The sequence below is a fragment of the Rhodobacter calidifons genome (genome assembly GCF_011174775.1).
GTDB classification, from domain to species: domain Bacteria; phylum Pseudomonadota; class Alphaproteobacteria; order Rhodobacterales; family Rhodobacteraceae; genus Tabrizicola; species Tabrizicola calidifons.
This window is the reverse complement of record NZ_JAANHS010000006.1, coordinates 23,767-39,018: the sequence shown is the minus strand read 5'-3', so window position 1 is coordinate 39,018 and position 15,252 is coordinate 23,767. Positions and strand designations below refer to the sequence as shown.

19 protein-coding genes are annotated in these 15,252 nt (G+C 64.1%); 12 read left to right on the top strand and 7 right to left on the bottom strand.

Annotated features, from left to right (window positions below; genetic code table 11):
* Nucleotides 1-8: 8 nt before the first annotated feature.
* From puhA to G8O29_RS09415, 8 genes are all read left to right on the top strand, one after another.
* Nucleotides 9-773 carry a photosynthetic reaction center subunit H gene (puhA, locus tag G8O29_RS09450; RefSeq protein WP_166402996.1) on the top strand — a complete coding sequence of 255 codons (765 nt, stop codon included), beginning with the start codon at nucleotides 9-11 and terminating at the stop codon, nucleotides 771-773.
* Nucleotides 774-836: 63 nt separating this feature from the next.
* The gene (gene puhB, locus G8O29_RS09445; protein ID WP_166402995.1) at nucleotides 837-1,475 is read left to right on the top strand and encodes a photosynthetic complex putative assembly protein PuhB; all 639 of its coding nucleotides are present in this window, start codon (nucleotides 837-839) and stop codon (nucleotides 1,473-1,475) included.
* A gap of 4 nt (nucleotides 1,476-1,479) precedes the next feature.
* Nucleotides 1,480-1,944 carry a photosynthetic complex assembly protein PuhC gene (puhC, locus tag G8O29_RS09440; RefSeq protein WP_166402994.1) on the top strand — a complete coding sequence of 155 codons (465 nt, stop codon included), beginning with the start codon at nucleotides 1,480-1,482 and terminating at the stop codon, nucleotides 1,942-1,944.
* Between the two features lie 12 nt (nucleotides 1,945-1,956).
* Nucleotides 1,957-2,253 (top strand): O2-dependent cyclase accessory protein, encoded by a 297-nt coding sequence (locus G8O29_RS09435; RefSeq protein ID WP_166402993.1) that lies wholly within the window; start codon nucleotides 1,957-1,959, stop codon nucleotides 2,251-2,253.
* On the top strand, nucleotides 2,250-3,344 hold the full coding sequence (acsF, locus tag G8O29_RS09430; protein WP_166402992.1) for a magnesium-protoporphyrin IX monomethyl ester (oxidative) cyclase: 1,095 nt from the start codon (nucleotides 2,250-2,252) through the stop codon (nucleotides 3,342-3,344). The genes G8O29_RS09435 and acsF overlap by 4 nt, the downstream gene beginning before the upstream one ends.
* 94 nt (nucleotides 3,345-3,438) lie before the next feature.
* The gene (puhE, locus tag G8O29_RS09425) at nucleotides 3,439-4,233 is read left to right on the top strand and encodes a putative photosynthetic complex assembly protein PuhE (protein WP_166402991.1); all 795 of its coding nucleotides are present in this window, start codon (nucleotides 3,439-3,441) and stop codon (nucleotides 4,231-4,233) included.
* 12 nt (nucleotides 4,234-4,245) lie between these two features.
* Complete coding sequence (hemA, locus tag G8O29_RS09420; protein WP_166402990.1) at nucleotides 4,246-5,460, top strand: 5-aminolevulinate synthase; 1,215 nt, start codon at nucleotides 4,246-4,248, stop codon at nucleotides 5,458-5,460.
* A gap of 88 nt (nucleotides 5,461-5,548) precedes the next feature.
* Entirely contained in the window at nucleotides 5,549-6,025 is a 477-nt protein-coding gene (locus tag G8O29_RS09415) for a c-type cytochrome (RefSeq protein ID WP_166402989.1), read from the top strand.
* A 42-nt stretch (nucleotides 6,026-6,067) separates the two neighbouring features.
* Here the strand turns inward: G8O29_RS09415 and G8O29_RS09410 are convergent, their stop codons facing one another.
* Nucleotides 6,068-6,496, bottom strand: coding sequence for a VOC family protein (locus G8O29_RS09410; RefSeq protein WP_166402988.1), 429 nt, complete (start codon nucleotides 6,494-6,496; stop codon nucleotides 6,068-6,070).
* A gap of 87 nt (nucleotides 6,497-6,583) precedes the next feature.
* Between G8O29_RS09410 and thyX the strand changes: the two genes are divergently transcribed.
* The 4 genes from thyX (at nucleotide 6,584) to G8O29_RS09390 (ending at nucleotide 10,224) form a co-directional block, all read left to right on the top strand.
* Nucleotides 6,584-7,489 (top strand): FAD-dependent thymidylate synthase, encoded by a 906-nt coding sequence (gene thyX / locus G8O29_RS09405; protein ID WP_166402987.1) that lies wholly within the window; start codon nucleotides 6,584-6,586, stop codon nucleotides 7,487-7,489.
* A 1-nt stretch (nucleotide 7,490) separates the two neighbouring features.
* Nucleotides 7,491-9,269 (top strand): DUF262 domain-containing protein, encoded by a 1,779-nt coding sequence (locus G8O29_RS09400; protein ID WP_166402986.1) that lies wholly within the window; start codon nucleotides 7,491-7,493, stop codon nucleotides 9,267-9,269.
* Between the two features lie 119 nt (nucleotides 9,270-9,388).
* Complete coding sequence (locus G8O29_RS09395) at nucleotides 9,389-9,781, top strand: DUF2177 family protein (RefSeq protein ID WP_166402985.1); 393 nt, start codon at nucleotides 9,389-9,391, stop codon at nucleotides 9,779-9,781.
* Between the two features lie 116 nt (nucleotides 9,782-9,897).
* The gene (locus G8O29_RS09390; RefSeq protein ID WP_166402984.1) at nucleotides 9,898-10,224 is read left to right on the top strand and encodes an arsenate reductase family protein; all 327 of its coding nucleotides are present in this window, start codon (nucleotides 9,898-9,900) and stop codon (nucleotides 10,222-10,224) included.
* Here G8O29_RS09390 and G8O29_RS09385 read toward each other — a convergent pair.
* The 6 genes from G8O29_RS09385 to thrS form a co-directional block, all read right to left on the bottom strand.
* Entirely contained in the window at nucleotides 10,221-10,427 is a 207-nt protein-coding gene (locus G8O29_RS09385) for a cold-shock protein (protein ID WP_149588158.1), read from the bottom strand. The two genes, G8O29_RS09390 and G8O29_RS09385, sit on opposite strands and share 4 nt — an antisense overlap.
* Nucleotides 10,428-10,562: 135 nt before the next feature.
* Nucleotides 10,563-11,102, bottom strand: a complete 540-nt coding sequence (locus G8O29_RS09380; protein WP_166402983.1) for a DoxX family protein — start codon at nucleotides 11,100-11,102, stop codon at nucleotides 10,563-10,565.
* The gene (locus G8O29_RS09375; RefSeq protein WP_166402982.1) at nucleotides 11,099-11,830 is read right to left on the bottom strand and encodes an HvfC/BufC N-terminal domain-containing protein; all 732 of its coding nucleotides are present in this window, start codon (nucleotides 11,828-11,830) and stop codon (nucleotides 11,099-11,101) included. Before G8O29_RS09375 ends, G8O29_RS09380 begins: the two co-directional genes overlap by 4 nt.
* Nucleotides 11,827-12,672 (bottom strand): MNIO family bufferin maturase, encoded by an 846-nt coding sequence (gene bufB, locus G8O29_RS09370; protein WP_166402981.1) that lies wholly within the window; start codon nucleotides 12,670-12,672, stop codon nucleotides 11,827-11,829. The genes G8O29_RS09375 and bufB overlap by 4 nt, the downstream gene beginning before the upstream one ends.
* A gap of 52 nt (nucleotides 12,673-12,724) precedes the next feature.
* Entirely contained in the window at nucleotides 12,725-13,030 is a 306-nt protein-coding gene (locus G8O29_RS09365; protein WP_166402980.1) for a BufA1 family periplasmic bufferin-type metallophore, read from the bottom strand.
* A gap of 185 nt (nucleotides 13,031-13,215) precedes the next feature.
* The gene (thrS, locus tag G8O29_RS09360) at nucleotides 13,216-15,162 is read right to left on the bottom strand and encodes a threonine--tRNA ligase (protein ID WP_166402979.1); all 1,947 of its coding nucleotides are present in this window, start codon (nucleotides 15,160-15,162) and stop codon (nucleotides 13,216-13,218) included.
* Nucleotides 15,163-15,252 lie beyond the last annotated feature (90 nt).

The following is a 15,252-nucleotide window of genomic DNA, read 5'->3' as shown; positions in this document are numbered from 1 at the left end:
ACCCCCTGATGGTTGGTGTCACTTTCTTCGGAAACTTCGACCTTGCGTCGCTGTCGATCTGGCTCTTCTGGGGCTTCTTCGCGCTTCTGATCTACTATCTCCAGACCGAGAACATGCGCGAAGGCTTCCCCTTCGAGAACGAGGACGGCACCCCCGCCTCGAACCAGTCGATCTACCCGCTGCCGAAACCCAAGACCTTCCTGCTGCCGATGGGCCGTGGCACCGTCACCGTCCCGTCCGCGGAAAACGAGGCCGCGCATCGCCGCACCGACCTCGCCCTGATCCCCTCGGGGTCCGAGGGCTTCCCCCTGATCCCCACCGGCAACCCGATGCTGGACGGCGTGGGCCCCGCCTCCTGGGTGCCGCGCAAGGACGAGCCAGAGCTTGACGCCCACGGCCACGCCAAGATCCAGCCCATGTCGCAGGTTGCGGGCATGGCCGTCAGCGCCGGACGCGATCCGCGCGGGCTGCCCGTGCAGGCCGGGGACCTCGAAGTCGTCGGCCGCGTCAAGGAGCTTTGGGTGGACGTGCCCGAACAGCTGGTCCGTTACCTTGAAATCGACCTGAACTCCGGGTCCTCGCGGCTTGTCCCGATGACCATGTGCAAGATCTGGGCCGACCGGGTGCGCATCAATGCGCTCACCTCCGACCTCTTCGAGGCGATCCCCGCCACGAAGAACCTGACCAGCGTCACCAAGCTCGAGGAAGAGAAGATCTCGGCCTACGTCGCCTCGGGCTGGATGTATGCCAAGGGCCGCAAGCGCGGCCTCTGAACCCAAGGGAAGCGGCGCGCGCCCGCGCCGCTTCGTCTTACCCCGCACACGAAAGTGTCTGCCATGTCAGACCATGACCACGACTTCGACTTCGAAAGCCAACCCGGCCTTCCCAAACCCCTGCCGCCCGGGGAAGACCTCCTCTGGCAAGGCTCCCCCGATCCCGCCGCCCTTGCGCGTGAGGCGTTCAAGGCGAACTGGGTCTTCGGCTATCTGCTGATCCTCGCCGTCTGGCGCGCCGGCATGGCCTTCGCTCAGGGCGGCTTCGGCCACTCGGTCGCGGTGTTCCTGCCCTATCTCGTGCTGGCGCTGGCCGCTTACGCGGTGATCCGTCTCATGGCGCGGGCCGTGGCCAAGGCCGCGATCTACTCGATCACCACCCACCGGGTGATCCTGCGCATCGGGGCGGCGCTTCAGGTCACCTGGACCATTCCCTTCACAAAGATCGCCGCCGCCTCGCTTGCGACCCGCCCGATCACCGGCACCGGCACCATCGCGCTGGAACTGGTCCCCGGCCAGCACATCTCGTTCCTCGCGCTCTGGCCGCACCTGCGCCCCGGCCTCGGCCACGGGGTCCAGCCCGCCTTCCGCTGCATCCCCGATGCCGCGCAAGCCGCCCGGATCCTGTCGGACGCCGCCCAGACCCGCGTGAACGAGCCCGTCGTAACCTTCACGGCCCCGGCGGCCGTCGCGGCGGAGTGAACCCATGTCCTACATGAAAGCCCTCGCCGACCGTCCCAGCCGCGAACGCGAGATGATCCCGCGCACGCTCCTCTGGGCCATGCTCGCGCTTGCCGTCTCGGCGCTGGCCATCACCACCTTCGCCGTCCTGACCGACCGTCCCCATGTGGGCAGCCCGGCCCCCGGCAAGGTGGTGGCCCAGCGCGAGCTGATCCTGCAAGGCAAGTCCGCCCAGGCCGTCACCGTCTATGCGGCCGACGGCACCCTGATCGCCGACATGCCGCACGGCGGCTTTGTCACCGTGATCCAGAACGCCATCCAGCGCGCCCGCACCGTCGCGCGCGTCCAGGGCAACCCGCCGATCCGCATCGTCAGGTATGACAACGGCCGCCTCGTGGCCGAAGACCCCGCCTCGGGGGCGTCGATCGAGCTTTACGCCTTCGGGAACGACAACAAGGCCGCCGTAGAGCGGCTTCTCGACCAACCATAAGGGAACGAAATCATGGGTATCTTCACCAGATCGAAGGAAACCGTGCCCTGCACGGTCGAAGTCAGCCACCGCTTCGAAAGCCTGCACGCCCACGTCCGCTTCAACAACGGCGCCGTGGTCTATCCGGGCGACGAGGTGCTGGTCCACGGCGCCCCCGTCCTTGCCGCCTATGGCGAGGTCATCGTCGAGGACCGCACCGCCACCATCACCCGCGCCACGCCCCTCGAACGGCTCTGGACCCGGCTGACCGGCGATTTCGGCTTCATGGAACTCTGCGAATTCTCGTTTTCCGAGGAGCTTCTGCAATGAAAGACTCCACCACAACCCACGGGGAACTCCACTCCGAACTGGCCGAGGCCTTCGACACCACCGCGATGGCCACGGAAACCACGCTCCTCAACCCGCGCTTCTACACCACCGACTTCGACGAGATGGACCGCATCGACGTCACCCCCGTCCGCAAGGAATGGGACGCGCTTCTGGCGCAGATGCGGTCCGACCCGAACAAGGGCCATTTCAAGAAGACCGCCGACTGGGATCATGTGGACTGGGACGGCATGGACCCCGCCCTGCGCGCGGAATTCATCGACTTCCTCGTCTCCTCCTGCACCGCCGAGTTCTCCGGCTGCGTCCTCTACAAGGAGATGAAGCGCCGCGGCACCAACCCCGACATCTGCGAGCTGTTCAGCTACATGAGCCGGGACGAGGCGCGGCACGCCGGCTTCATCAACGACGCGCTCCGCGAGGCGGGGGTGGCGGTGAACCTCGGCTTCCTGACCAAGGCCAAGAAATACACCTACTTCCGGCCGAAGTTCATCTACTACGCCACCTACCTGTCGGAAAAGATCGGCTACGCCCGCTACATCACCATCTACCGGCACCTCGAAGCCCACCCCGAACACCGCTTCCACCCGATCTTCAAGTGGTTCAAGGAATGGTGCAACGACGAGTTCTCCCATGGCGAGGCCTTCGCGCTTCTGATGCGCACCGACCCGAAACTGACCCAAAGCTGGAACAACAGGCTCTGGATCAAGTTCTTCCTCGTCGCCGTCTATTCCACCATGTGGGTCCGCGACCATGCCCGGAAGGATTTCCACAAGGCGCTGGGGGTGGACATCGACTGGTACGACCAGGAGGTGTTCCGCAAGACCTCGACCATCGCGAAACAGGTCTTCCCGATGGAGATCGACATCGACCACCCAGCCTGGATTCCGGCGCTGCGCGCCATGAACGACGCGATGATCGACATGGAAAAGGCCAAGCGCCAGGGGGGCCTGATGGGCCGCCTGAAGCACGCCACGGCCTCGGCCCGCGCGCTGACGGCCTTCGCGCGGCTCTACCTGATCCCGGTCAAACGCAGCACCCCGCCCGTCTCGGTGCGGCTGGAGCCGTCGTATTGACCGCACATGATCATACCGCCGCTTCGGCGGCAGGTAGGATGCGGGATGGGCGCGTCCCGGCATCCTGTGCGGCATCCCTTCGGGGGTGCCGCACATGACAAATCCCTGGATCATCGCCTTGTCTGCCATCTTCCTCTGGTGGGCCTCGACCGGGCTGATCCTCTGGCGCGTGCGGAAGGCCGACCTTGGCGGGCCGGATGACCATCTCTGGTCCGTCATCCTTGGCCTGCCTCTCCTTGTCGGTGGCGTCGCCGGGGCCCATGCCTCGGCGGGCCAGCTGACGGTCGGCTCGGTCTACTCCGGCTTTCTCTCGGCGCTGGCCTTCTGGGGCTGGATCGAACTGGCTTTCCTGTCCGGCATCGTCACCGGCCCCGACCGCAAGCCCTGCCCGCCGAATGCGCCGTTCCCCGAACGCATCTGGCGCGCGGTGGGCTCGATCCTCTGGCACGAATTCGCGCTGATCGCGGGCCTTCTGGCGCTGACGCACCTCACGCTCGACGCCCCGAACCCCTTCTCGGCGCTCACCTTCGCCACGCTGTTCTTCGCCCGCGTCTCGGCCAAGCTGAACCTCTTCCTCGGCGCTCCGCGCATCAATACCGAGTTTCTCCCGAAGCCCCTCGCGCATATCGCCAGCCACTTCCGCAAGGCGCCGATGACTGCCCTCCTGCCCCTCTCCATCGCAGCCCTCGCCCTTGCAACCGGCTGGTGGGCCGCCCAGGCCGCCAACGCGACCTCGGACGCCCCCTTCATCGGCTACCTCCTCCTTTCCGTCCTCACCGCCCTTGCCCTGATCGAACACCTGTTCATGGTGGTCCCGATCCCCGACCAGAAACTCTGGCGCTGGATGCTTCCCGAAGCCCCCACCGTCCCGACGAAACAAGACACCTGACAGGAAGCAGACATGGACTTCGCCACCTATTTCCAGGACCGCCTCGCCGCCCTCAAGTCCGAGGGCAACTACCGCGTCTTCGCCGACCTGGAAAAACGCTGCGGCAGCTTCCCAAAGGCCGAACGCCACCGCCCGGACGGGACCACGGAAGAGGTGACGATCTGGTGCTCGAACGACTACCTCGGCATGGGCCAGCACCCGGACGTGGTGGCCGCGATGGTGGACGCCGTGCGGACCTGCGGCACCGGCGCGGGCGGCACGCGCAACATCTCGGGCACCAACCACCACCATGTCCTGCTGGAACGCGAACTTGCCGACCTGCACGGCAAGGAAGGCGCGCTTCTCTTCACCTCGGGCTACGTCTCGAACTGGGCCGCGCTTTCGACCCTCGGCGCGCAGATCCCGAACGCGGTGATCCTGTCGGACGAAAAGAACCACGCCAGCATGATCGAAGGCATCCGCCACTCCCGCGCCGACAAGGTGCTGTGGAAACACAACGACTGGCGCGACCTTGACCGCAAGCTGCACGCCGTGGGCGACCGCCCGAAGATCGTGGCCTTCGAGTCCGTCTACTCGATGGACGGCGACATCGCCCCCATCCGCGAAATCGTCGAGGTCTGCGAAGCCCACGGTGCGCTGTCCTACATCGACGAAGTCCACGCCGTCGGCATGTATGGCCCCCGCGGCGGTGGCGTGTCGGAAGAACGCGGCCTCGCGCACCGGATCGACGTGATCGAGGGCACGCTGGGCAAGGCCTTCGGCGTCGTCGGCGGCTACATCACCGCCCGCGCCGAACTGATCGACTTCGTGCGCAGCTTCGCCTCGGGCTTCATCTTCACCACCGCGCTGCCCCCCGCCTGCGCGGCCGCCGCAACGGCCTCGATCCGCCACCTCAAGACCTCCGGCGCAGAACGCGCCCGCCAGAAGGCCAACGTGGCCCGGGTCCGCGCCATGCTCGACGCGCGCGGCATCCCGCACATGAAGAACGACAGCCACATCATCCCGGTGATGATCGGCGATCCGGTGAAATGCCGGATGATCTCGGACATGCTGATGGCCGACTGGGGCATCTACGTCCAGCCGATCAACTATCCCACCGTCCCGAAGGGCACCGAACGCCTGCGCATCACCCCCGGCCCGTTGCATTCGGCCGAGGACATCGCCCATCTGATCGAGGCGCTCTCCGCGCTGTTCAGCCGTTGCGCCATCGCCCACGCGGTCGCTTAGGTGAAATCGCGCCGAAGTGTTCTCGCCCCCCTTGCCTTTCGTTACCGGCGGATCATTTGATTTTGCCGCCACCAGCCCGGAGGAAGCCATGAAATATCATCTTGCCGCAGCCCTTGCCCTCGTCGCAGCCCCTGCCCTTGCCCAGGACGCGCCGACCGGCGATGCCGCTGCCGGCGAAAAGGTCTTCAACAAGTGCCAGACCTGCCACGTCATCGCCAACGAGGCGGGCGAAGTCCTCGCCGGCAAGGGCTCCAAGACCGGCCCGAACCTCTACGGCCTGCCCGGCCGCATCGCCGGCACCTACCCCGACTTCAAATACGGCGAGTCGATCGTCGCCGTCGGCGCCGCTGGCTTTGCCTGGAACGAAGAGGATTTCGTGGTCTATCTCGCCGATCCGGTCAAGTTCCTCAAGGACAAGACCGGCGATTCCAAGGCCAAATCGAAGATGAGCTACAAGCTGCCGAAAGAGGACGAGGCGCGCGACGTCTGGGCCTTCATCGCCTCGCTCTCGCCCGCCCCGGAAGCCGCCGAAGGCGAAGCCGAAGCCGCCCCGGCCTCCAACTGATCGCCCTCCCCGCCGCCCTCAACGGGGCGGCGGGCCGCAGCCTCACCAGTGGCCCGTCGAGGCCATGCTGACCCAGGGCTCCGCCGGCGCCTTCACCGCCCCCCGCTGCAACAATTCGATCGAGATGTTGTCCGGGCTGCGGACAAAGGCCATCCGCCCGTCGCGCGGCGGCCGGTTGATCAGTACCCCATGCTTTTGCAGGTGCTCGCACATCGCATAGATGTCGTCCACCTCATAGGCCAGATGCCCGAAGTGGCGGCTGTCCGACGGCAGCCCCGGATCCCCGTCCCAGTTGTAGGTCAGCTCGATCGGGCAGTCCTCCTGCCCCGGAGGCGCCATGAACACCAGCGTGAACCGCCCCTGCTCGCTCTCATGCCGCCGCGTCTCCTTCAGGCCCAGAAGCCTGTAGAACGCCATCGACTTCTCCAGATCCTTAACGCGGACCATCGTGTGCAGATACCTGATCGTCATGCCTCACCTCCATCCATTCATCTAGCGGTATCACACCGATCAACCGCAAGCTATAGTCAGCTCCGACTCGTCCTGCCGGAGCCCGCCATGCCCCTGACCCCCGACCAGCTCGCCGAAATCGAGGCCCAGCGCGCCACCCCGCGCGCCACCCTCCGCGCCGTCAGCGAGGGCATGGAGGCCCACCTCTACCGCGCCCATCCCGTCCTCGACCACGGCTTCATCCGCGTCATCGACTACATGGGCGACGATGCCGCCATCGTCCAGGCCGCCCGCGTCTCATACGGGGCGGGCACGAAACACGTCCAGAACGACGAAGGCCTGATCCGATACCTCATGCGCCACTGGCACTCCACGCCCTTCGAGATGTGCGAGATCAAGCTCCACGTCAAACTGCCGGTCTTCGTCGCCCGCCAGTGGATCCGCCACCGCACCGCCAACGTCAACGAATACTCCGCCCGCTACTCGATCCTGGATCGTGAGTTCTACATCCCCGCCCCCGAACACCTCGCCGCGCAGAGCACCGTGAACAACCAGGGCCGGGGCGAGGTCCTGCAGGGAGAGGAAGCCGCCCGCGTCCTCGACATCCTGAAATCCGACGCCAACCGCGCCTATGACCATTACGAGGCGATGCTAAGCCAAGACGGCCAGCAGGGCCTGGCGAGAGAGCTTGCCCGCATGAACCTGCCCGCCAACATCTACACGCAATGGTACTGGAAGGTGGACCTGCACAACCTCTTCCACTTCCTGCGCCTGCGCGCCGACCCCCACGCCCAATACGAAATCCGCGTCTATGCCGAGGCCATTGCGGCCTGTGTGAAGGACTGGGTCCCCCTGGCCTATGCGGCCTTCGAGGACTACCGGATGGGCGGGGTCACGCTGTCGGCCAAGGCGATTGCGGTCTTGAAACGGCGGCTTGCGGGTGAGACAGTGACGCAAGAGGCCTCCGGCATGAGCAAGGGGGAATGGCGGGAGTTTGTGGAGGTTTGGGGGTAAAATGGCCGAGCTTAGTTCAGTTCCGAGATCAATTCAGACCGTATATGGCTGGTACAGGAATGCGCAATTAATTGTCAATCGCCGCTATCAGAGAAAGCTAGTATGGACACTTGAGGAGAAAAGAAAGCTGATCGAATCCGTAAATAACAATTACCCGATCCCTGCAATAATATTGGCGGAACTCCCTGGCGAACAACCAGTGTATGAGATTATTGATGGTTTGCAGCGGCTCAATGCAATCCTGACCTTCATCGAGGGAGCTTTCCAGTCAGCTGACGGTCTCTACTTCAACATTGATAGCTTTCCTTCGGCGCTTGAATTGCAGAAGACAGGCGCCTTTCCGAAACTTGAGCCAGACGCACCCACTCAGAGCACAGCGAACTCCGCAAAGATGCTTGACTATAACATGTCCATAGCTGTCATGCGGAATGCGAGTGATGAAGAGATAAACGATGTCTTTGGCAGAATTAACACCTACGGGCACAGACTCAGCAATCAGGAAAGACGGCAAGCAGGCTTAAGCAACGACTTTACCGACACAGTTCGACACCTTGCTGCTAGTCTCCGTGGGGACGTATCCGAAGAAGTCCTGCCATTATTTGCAATGCCTAGCATTAGCATCGATATGCCATCTAACCGTCATGGCTATGATGTGAAGGCAGACCAAGTCTTCTGGGTGAAGCACGGAATAATCAATGCGGCAGGCTTGCGGGAGAGTCAGGATGAGGAATGTATTGCCGACTTAGTCGCAAGCATGGTGTTAGGCGAACCAGTGAACCGATCAAGGCGTTCACTTGATGATTTATACGACCAGGCCACTGAGCTCGCCGGGAAGAACGCAGCAGGACTAGTGACATACGGTGTTGAAAAATGCAGAGATGAGTTCAAGTACATCATTGGTGAAATTGAGAAGATTTGTGAAGTGGGCGGATACAGACCGCTTAAGCAGCGACTTTTCAAGAAGACTCAGGGGAATCCTTTCCCAACAATATTTGCGACGCTATTTCTAGCGCTTCACGAGTTGTCAATCAAGAAGGGGTCTAGAATTGCTGACTATGCGGCGGTTGCTCAAGGCATTGAAGAAAAGGGCGACAAGCTTGATGCAGGAAAGAAGGGTGCTACAGAGGACAGCAGGCGCGACAACATAAATATTCTCAAAGGCGCAATCGCAGATTATTTTGTTGTTGACAAGGACATACCAGCGTCTATCTACAATAATCATACGGTCGTAGATATTGAAGATGCTATTAAGAGGTCTCAAATCGAGTTACCCTTTTTCGAGCTGAAGCAGGGCCTTCTTCCAATTGTTGGCGCGGGCCAAGACATGCAGCCAATGCTTGAGAAAATCGTTCAGACCGCTTGTGCGATTGCAAATAACGGACCTGAGCGGATCGGAAAGATAGTAATTGGTGTTTGCGACAAGGCAAAGGACGCGGAGACGATTCAAGAAGTCAATGGAGTGAAGGCGAGACGAGTTGGTTCGCGTTTTGTTGTTGGAATCAATCGGGAGGCAACACGCATGGGACTCACCGTTGAAGCGTACGTCCATAAGGTGCGCAACTATATTGAAAATTCGGGGCTTTCACAGGACCTGAAGAGCACACTATTGGCAAACATGGACTACCACGACTACTTTGGCTTGGGCGTTCTTGTTCTAACAGTTCCTGCTCAAAGTGGTGTGTCTTCGGTTGGCGAAGCAGTGTTTCTCCGGAAGGGCGACCAGACTGTTAAGGCCAACAGTCTTGCTGAAACCCTGTCGATTGCTAAGCGTTTCTCATAGGTAGCAGCCAGTCGTAATGTGCGTGATCGCACGCACCACCCACCGTTCAAGCGGTGCGTGAGATCACACACCCTACCCCTCGCGCCGCGTCGCCCTACCTCCCCTCAAAGGAGACCCCCATGCCCCTCACCCTCTACGCCGCCACCGCCGCCGTCTTCCTGATCCTCGACGCGATCATGCTGACGCTGGTGATGAAGCCCCTCTTCACCCGCCACATCGGCCCGCTGATGGCGGAACCCATCCGCCTCGCCCCCGCCGCGCTCTTCTACCTCGCCTATGTCGCGGGCCTTGTCTACCTCGTCTCCCTCCCCGCGATCCGCAGCGGCGCCCCCATCCTGATCCCGGCCTTCCTCATCGGCCTCATGGCCTATGGCACCTACGAGTTCACCTCGTACAGCATCATGAAGGACTGGCACTGGACGATGGTGGTGACCGACACGCTCTGGGGCGGGACGCTCACCGCCATCTCCGCCTGGGCCGGGGTCACCATCACCCGGATGATCCACGGCTGAATCCTTTGCGGCCCCCGCGCGGACATGCTAACAAAGGGTAAACGCCCACAGCCAACCCTTTGAATTCATTCACCCCGAAAAACGCGCCGCGCGCGGCGCAGCAAGGACCCGCCCTCATGATCCTGTATGGAATCCCCACCTGCGACAGCTGCAAGAAGGCCCTGAAGGCCCTGCAAGCCGCCGGAAAAGACGTCACCTTCCGCGACATCCGGGCCACCCCGCTGACGCAAGGAGAGGTCGACCGGATCGTGCAGGAATTCGGCGACCGCGCGGTGAACCGGCAGTCCACCACCTACCGCAGCTTCAACGATTTCCTGAAGGCCTCCGACCCCGAAGCGCAGATGATGGCGCAACCGACCGTGATGAAACGGCCGGTCATCCAGGACGGGGATCGCTGGTTCCTGGGCTGGGACAGCGCGACCGAAGCCGCGCTGACCGGTTAAAGCAGACGCAGGTCGCCCGCCGACATTTTGCCGTCGCGACCCGACTGAAGCTCGTAGCCGATCTTCTGGTTGTCGGACAGACCCTTCAGCCCGGCCCGCTCCACCGCCGAAATGTGGACGAACACATCCTTGCCGCCGTCGTCGGGGGCGATGAATCCGTAACCCTTGGTCGAATTGAACCATTTCACGGTGCCCGTCGGCATGCCGCTTCTCCTCTCAGAACCCCCTGCGGCGAGATTGCCGCAAGCCGTGCCACCAGGTCTTCCAGGGCTTCGTTCAGAGAGCCGGTCAGGAATTCTGTCGTCACTGTGGCGATGATGCCAAGGATTCGCCGAAAATCAAGCCGCAAGGCGAGTTGGCTCAACCCCAAGGACACGATCCGCCGAGATCGCCCCGCCCCCCTTGCACAACAGAACGGCAAAGAGCAGCAACCAGAGCGCCCGCTGGTCAAGGATCAGCGCATCCGAGGCGCGGTCGAACCAGGTTCCTGCCGCTGCGCCGTGGCCCCAGATGTCGGTCAGGCTCTGGACCAGGACGAAGCCGATCATCCCCAGGGCGGCCAGCCGTGTCAGAAGACCCAGCACGATCAGCACCGGCAGCGCCAGTTCCGCCCAGCTGCCGGCGAGCACCACCAGCCAGTGCCAGAGCCCCAACTGCCCGACGTCGTAGCCCACCGCCTCGAATGCCCGGGGGAAGATCTGCGCATAGGCCCCGGTCGAGGGCGTGAACAGCCCCTCCAGCTTGGTCATCGCCGAGGCCCAGAAATACCCGAACAGCACCCCGGCAAAGACCAGCCGCGCCAGCGTCGGCAGCAGCCAGTCGCCCTGCCGCGCCGCCAGCCCGGCCAGCGCGCGATAGATCCCGATGACAGCGTTCATTCCACTACCCCCGTGATCGCCTTGCCCGCGATCATCACGCCCAGCACCGCCACCAGGTCCAGGTCCGGCCCTGCAAGGTCCACGCAGTCGCCCAAAGTCAGGCCCTGCATCAGCCCGGCCACGAAGGCCCCGCCCCCGGCCGGCAGCCGCCAGGGCCGCGGGTCAAACTCCGGCCGCAGCACCAGCGCATCCTCGGCCACGGCGCGGGGGCTGGCCCCGCCCTCGTGGTTCGCCTCCCAGATCGACACCACCGGCCAGGCGGACCGCACCAGCCGCAGCGAGGGCGCAAGGAGCAGGCGCAGCCCCGCGATATCCGCGCCGACCAGCCGCTGGAATTCGGCCTCGGGCAGCGCCCGGCTGTCGGCCGCGTGATAGCTTTCGCGCATCGCCTGATCCAGCCGCGCCACGTCGGGCAGGTATCCCAGATGCGCCACCGGCTGGAACTGCGCCAGAAACTCCGGCATCTCGGCCCCGTAGAGCATCAGCATCCGCGAGCGTGGCGGATGGGCGCGCAGGAAATCCCCGGCCAAGGCGGCAAAGAAGGCCTCGCCCACCAGTTTGCGCAGGGTCGGAAAGGCCGCCTCCAGCGCGCGGGTCAGCGACAGGGCCACGTTGTTGCGATAGACGGCAAACCGTCTGGGCGCGGCCTGCCCATCCGGGCCCACGATACCCGCCGGGACCGGCGCCTCGGGGTCAAGGAGGGCCGCCGCGAACCGGGACTGGGTCATGCCACCGGCTCCAGCACCGCCGAGGCCCGCGCGGCCTCGGCCGCCAGCACCGGCCAGTCCGGCACATCGTTGTCCCATTCGATCAGCGTCGGCAGCGGCCCCGCGCGGCCGATCACCCGGGAGTACAGCGCCCAGACCGGATCCACCACCTCGGCCCCGTGGCTGTCGATCAGAAGCCTGCGCCCGTGGTCGTCGCGGTCCTCGTCATGGCCGCCAAGATGGACCTCGCCCACAAGATGCAGCGGAAAGGCGTCCAGGTACCCCAAAGGGTCGTAGTTCTGATTGATGCCCGAGACATAGACGTTGTTCACGTCCAGCAGGAGGCCGCAGCCGGTGCGGCGCGCGATCTCGGTCAGGAACTCGACCTCGCCCATCGTCGTCTCGGCAAAGGCAATGTAGGTCGAGGGGTTTTCCAGAAGCATCCGGCGCCCCAGCACCTCTTGCACCTCATTGATGTGATCTGCCACGCGCGCCAGCGTCGCCGCCGTGTAGGGCAAGGGCAGAAGATCGTTGAGATAGGCCCCGTCATGCGTGGACCAGGCCAGGTGTTCGGAAAAGCTGGCCGGGTTCAGCCAATTGCAAAGGTGCTTCAGCCGCGCCAGATGATCCGCGTCCAGCGGCCCCTCGCCGCCGATCGACAGACCCACGCCATGCACCGAAATCGGAAAGCGTTCCGCCAGATGCCGCAGCTGGGCCAGCGGACGGCCGCCTTCGCCCATGTAATTCTCGGCATGGATCTCCAGCCAGCCGACCGGACCTGCATCGGCGAGGATCGCGTTGAAATGCTGCGGCTTGTAGCCCACACCCGGACGGGCAGGCAGGCCGAAGGTCTGGTCAAGCATCGTGTCCCCCATCGGAAAGGCGCCCCGGCCGGAAGGGCCGGGGCCATGGCCGTCAGGCCGCGGGCAGATCGCGCTCCAGCGGCGTCAGCGAGCCCTTGCGGGCCATCCCGTCACCACCCGCAGGCAGTTCCATCGTCTCGCAGGTGCCGGCCGGAACCAGCTTCCACGCATTGCCCTGGTAATCGACCTTCGAGGTGCCGGCGCAGGTGGTGCCTTCGCCCGCCGCGCAGTCGTTCTGCCCGGCCAGAGCGACACCGAAGCACTTCTCGTTTTCCTGGGCCGAAGCCATTCCGGCAAGGCCCGACAGGGCGGTGGCCAGCGCGCCGGCAATCACCAGCGATTTCGAGTGAGTGGTCATGAGCAGTTCCCTTCGTTACCTCGCCGCGACCATCGCGGCTGCCCTGAGGTCTAAGGGAACCCTGCGATCACAGGCGACCTACGGAGCCGTGAGCCACGGACTCGTGACAGGTTGTCGCAGGTGCAGAAAAGGCAAAAGCCCCGGCAACCGCGCGGGGCTTTTCCTTTCGGTACGAGGGTTTGGTGTCAGACGCCCGCAGGCGGCAGGGCCTCGAACCCGAAGGTTTTCACCGCCTCGTCCAGCGACATCGTTTCAGTCCGCGTCTCACCCAGGCGCCGGACTGAAACAGTTCTGGCCTCGACCTCCTGCATGCCCACGGCCAGGATCACGGGAACCTTGCCGACCGAATGTTCGCGGACCTTGTAGTTGATCTTCTCGTTGCGCACATCCGCCTCGGCCCGGACCCCGGCCTTGCGCAGCGCGGCCACGACCTCATGCACGAAGGGGTCGGCGTCCGAGACGATCGAGGCCACCACGACCTGCCGCGGCGCCAGCCAGAACGGCAGTTTCCCGGCGTAGTTCTCCAGCAGGATGCCGATGAAGCGCTCGAACGACCCCAGCACGGCGCGGTGCAGCATGACCGGGCGGTGCTTCATCCCGTCTTCGCCGACATATTCCGCATCCAGCCGCACCGGCAGGTTGAAGTCGGCCTGGAAGGTGCCGCACTGCCATTCGCGCCCGATGGCATCGGTCAGCTTGAAATCCAGCTTCGGCCCGTAGAAGGCCCCGTCGCCGGGGTTGATCTCGTAAGGCAGGCCCAGCCCCTCGATGGCCTTCTGCAAGGCGCTTTCGGCCTTGTCCCAGATCTCGTCGCTGCCGACCCGCACCTCGGGGCGCGTGGACAGCTTGATGTCGAACTTCTCGAACCCGAGGTCGCGATAGACGCTGGACAAGAGCGAGATGAACCCCGCGCATTCCTGTTCGATCTGGTCTTCCGTGCAGAAGATATGCGCGTCGTCCTGCGTGAAGCCGCGCACCCGCATCAGCCCGTGCATCGAGCCGCTCGACTCGTACCGATGGCAGGACCCGAACTCGGCCAGCCGCAAGGGCAGGTCGCGGTAGGACTTCAGGCCCTGGTTGAACACCTGCACATGGCAGGGGCAGTTCATCGGCTTCAGCGCGTTGATGCGCTTTTCCTTCGCGCCTTCCTCGTCCACCTCGACGATGAACATGTTCTCGCGGTAGGCCTCCCAATGGCCGGACTTCTCCCACAGGATGCGGCCCACCACCTGCGGCGTGCGGATCTCCTGATAGCCCGCCTGGCGCAGACGGCCGCGCATGTAATCCTCAAGCTGGCGGTAGACCGTCCAGCCGTTCGGATGCCAGAAGACCATGCCCGGCGCTTCCTCTTGCAGATGGAACAGACCCATCTCGCGGCCCAGCTTGCGGTGGTCGCGCTTGGCGGCCTCTTCCAGCATCGTGAGATGCGCCTTGAGGTCGTCGCGGTTCCTGAACGCCACGCCATAGATGCGCTGCAACATGGGCCGCGAGGCATCGCCCAGCCAGTAGGCCCCCGCCACATGCGTCAGCTTGAAGGCATCCGCCGGAACCTGCCCCGTGTGTTGCAGATGCGGGCCCCGGCAGAGGTCCTGCCAGTCCCCGTGCCAGTACATGCGGATGTCCTCGCCTTCCGGGATGCGGTCCAGAAGCTCCAGCTTGAAGGGCTCGCCGCGGCCCCGGTAGTATTCCACCGCGCGGGCGCGGTCCCAGACCTCGGTCCGCACCGGATCGCGCGCATTGATGATCTGCTTCATCCGCGCCTCGATGGCGCCCAGATCCTCGGGCGTGAAGGGCTCTTCCCGGTCGAAGTCGTAGAACCAGCCCTGATCCCTCACCGGGCCGATCGTCACCTTCACCTCGGGCCAGAGCTCCTGCACCGCGCGGGCCATGATATGGGCCAGGTCGTGCCGGATCAGCTCCAGCGCCGGGGCCTCGTCCTTCATCGTGTTCAGGCTGATCGTCGCGTCCTCATGGATCGGCCAGGCCAGATCCCAGTGCTTGCCGTTGACCTGCGCGGAGATCGCGGCCTTGGCCAGCGACGGCGCGATCGACGCGGCGACTTGCGCAGGCGTAACCCCCGCATCATAGACACGCCGGTTGCCATCGGGAAATGTCAGGGAAATCTGGCTCATGGCCGTCTCCTCGTCGGTTTGGCGCCTACGAAACGCCCGGTTGCGGGTTTTGTCGGCGCGCTTGATGCGCCCGGCAGGACCCGAAGTCAA

Bases quoted from the DNA above. Each gene is read 5' to 3' on its own strand.
- G8O29_RS09435 (WP_166402993.1), top strand. From the start codon at position 1,957: ATGGGTATCTTCACCAGATCGAAGGAAACCGTGCCCTGCACGGTCGAA.
- puhC (WP_166402994.1), top strand. From the start codon at position 1,480: ATGTCCTACATGAAAGCCCTCGCCGACCGTCCCAGCCGCGAACGCGAG.
- G8O29_RS09365 (WP_166402980.1), bottom strand. From the start codon at position 13,030: ATGACCACTCACTCGAAATCGCTGGTGATTGCCGGCGCGCTGGCCACC.
- thyX (WP_166402987.1), top strand. From the start codon at position 6,584: ATGCCCCTGACCCCCGACCAGCTCGCCGAAATCGAGGCCCAGCGCGCC.
- G8O29_RS09395 (WP_166402985.1), top strand. From the start codon at position 9,389: ATGCCCCTCACCCTCTACGCCGCCACCGCCGCCGTCTTCCTGATCCTC.
- puhB (WP_166402995.1), top strand. From the start codon at position 837: ATGTCAGACCATGACCACGACTTCGACTTCGAAAGCCAACCCGGCCTT.
- G8O29_RS09380 (WP_166402983.1), bottom strand. From the start codon at position 11,102: ATGAACGCTGTCATCGGGATCTATCGCGCGCTGGCCGGGCTGGCGGCG.
- acsF (WP_166402992.1), top strand. From the start codon at position 2,250: ATGAAAGACTCCACCACAACCCACGGGGAACTCCACTCCGAACTGGCC.
- puhA (WP_166402996.1), top strand. From the start codon at position 9: ATGGTTGGTGTCACTTTCTTCGGAAACTTCGACCTTGCGTCGCTGTCG.
- puhE (WP_166402991.1), top strand. From the start codon at position 3,439: ATGACAAATCCCTGGATCATCGCCTTGTCTGCCATCTTCCTCTGGTGG.
- hemA (WP_166402990.1), top strand. From the start codon at position 4,246: ATGGACTTCGCCACCTATTTCCAGGACCGCCTCGCCGCCCTCAAGTCC.
- G8O29_RS09415 (WP_166402989.1), top strand. From the start codon at position 5,549: ATGAAATATCATCTTGCCGCAGCCCTTGCCCTCGTCGCAGCCCCTGCC.
- G8O29_RS09375 (WP_166402982.1), bottom strand. From the start codon at position 11,830: ATGACCCAGTCCCGGTTCGCGGCGGCCCTCCTTGACCCCGAGGCGCCG.
- G8O29_RS09385 (WP_149588158.1), bottom strand. From the start codon at position 10,427: ATGCCGACGGGCACCGTGAAATGGTTCAATTCGACCAAGGGTTACGGA.
- bufB (WP_166402981.1), bottom strand. From the start codon at position 12,672: ATGCTTGACCAGACCTTCGGCCTGCCTGCCCGTCCGGGTGTGGGCTAC.
- thrS (WP_166402979.1), bottom strand. From the start codon at position 15,162: ATGAGCCAGATTTCCCTGACATTTCCCGATGGCAACCGGCGTGTCTAT.
- G8O29_RS09390 (WP_166402984.1), top strand. From the start codon at position 9,898: ATGATCCTGTATGGAATCCCCACCTGCGACAGCTGCAAGAAGGCCCTG.
- G8O29_RS09400 (WP_166402986.1), top strand. From the start codon at position 7,491: ATGGCCGAGCTTAGTTCAGTTCCGAGATCAATTCAGACCGTATATGGC.
- G8O29_RS09410 (WP_166402988.1), bottom strand. From the start codon at position 6,496: ATGACGATCAGGTATCTGCACACGATGGTCCGCGTTAAGGATCTGGAG.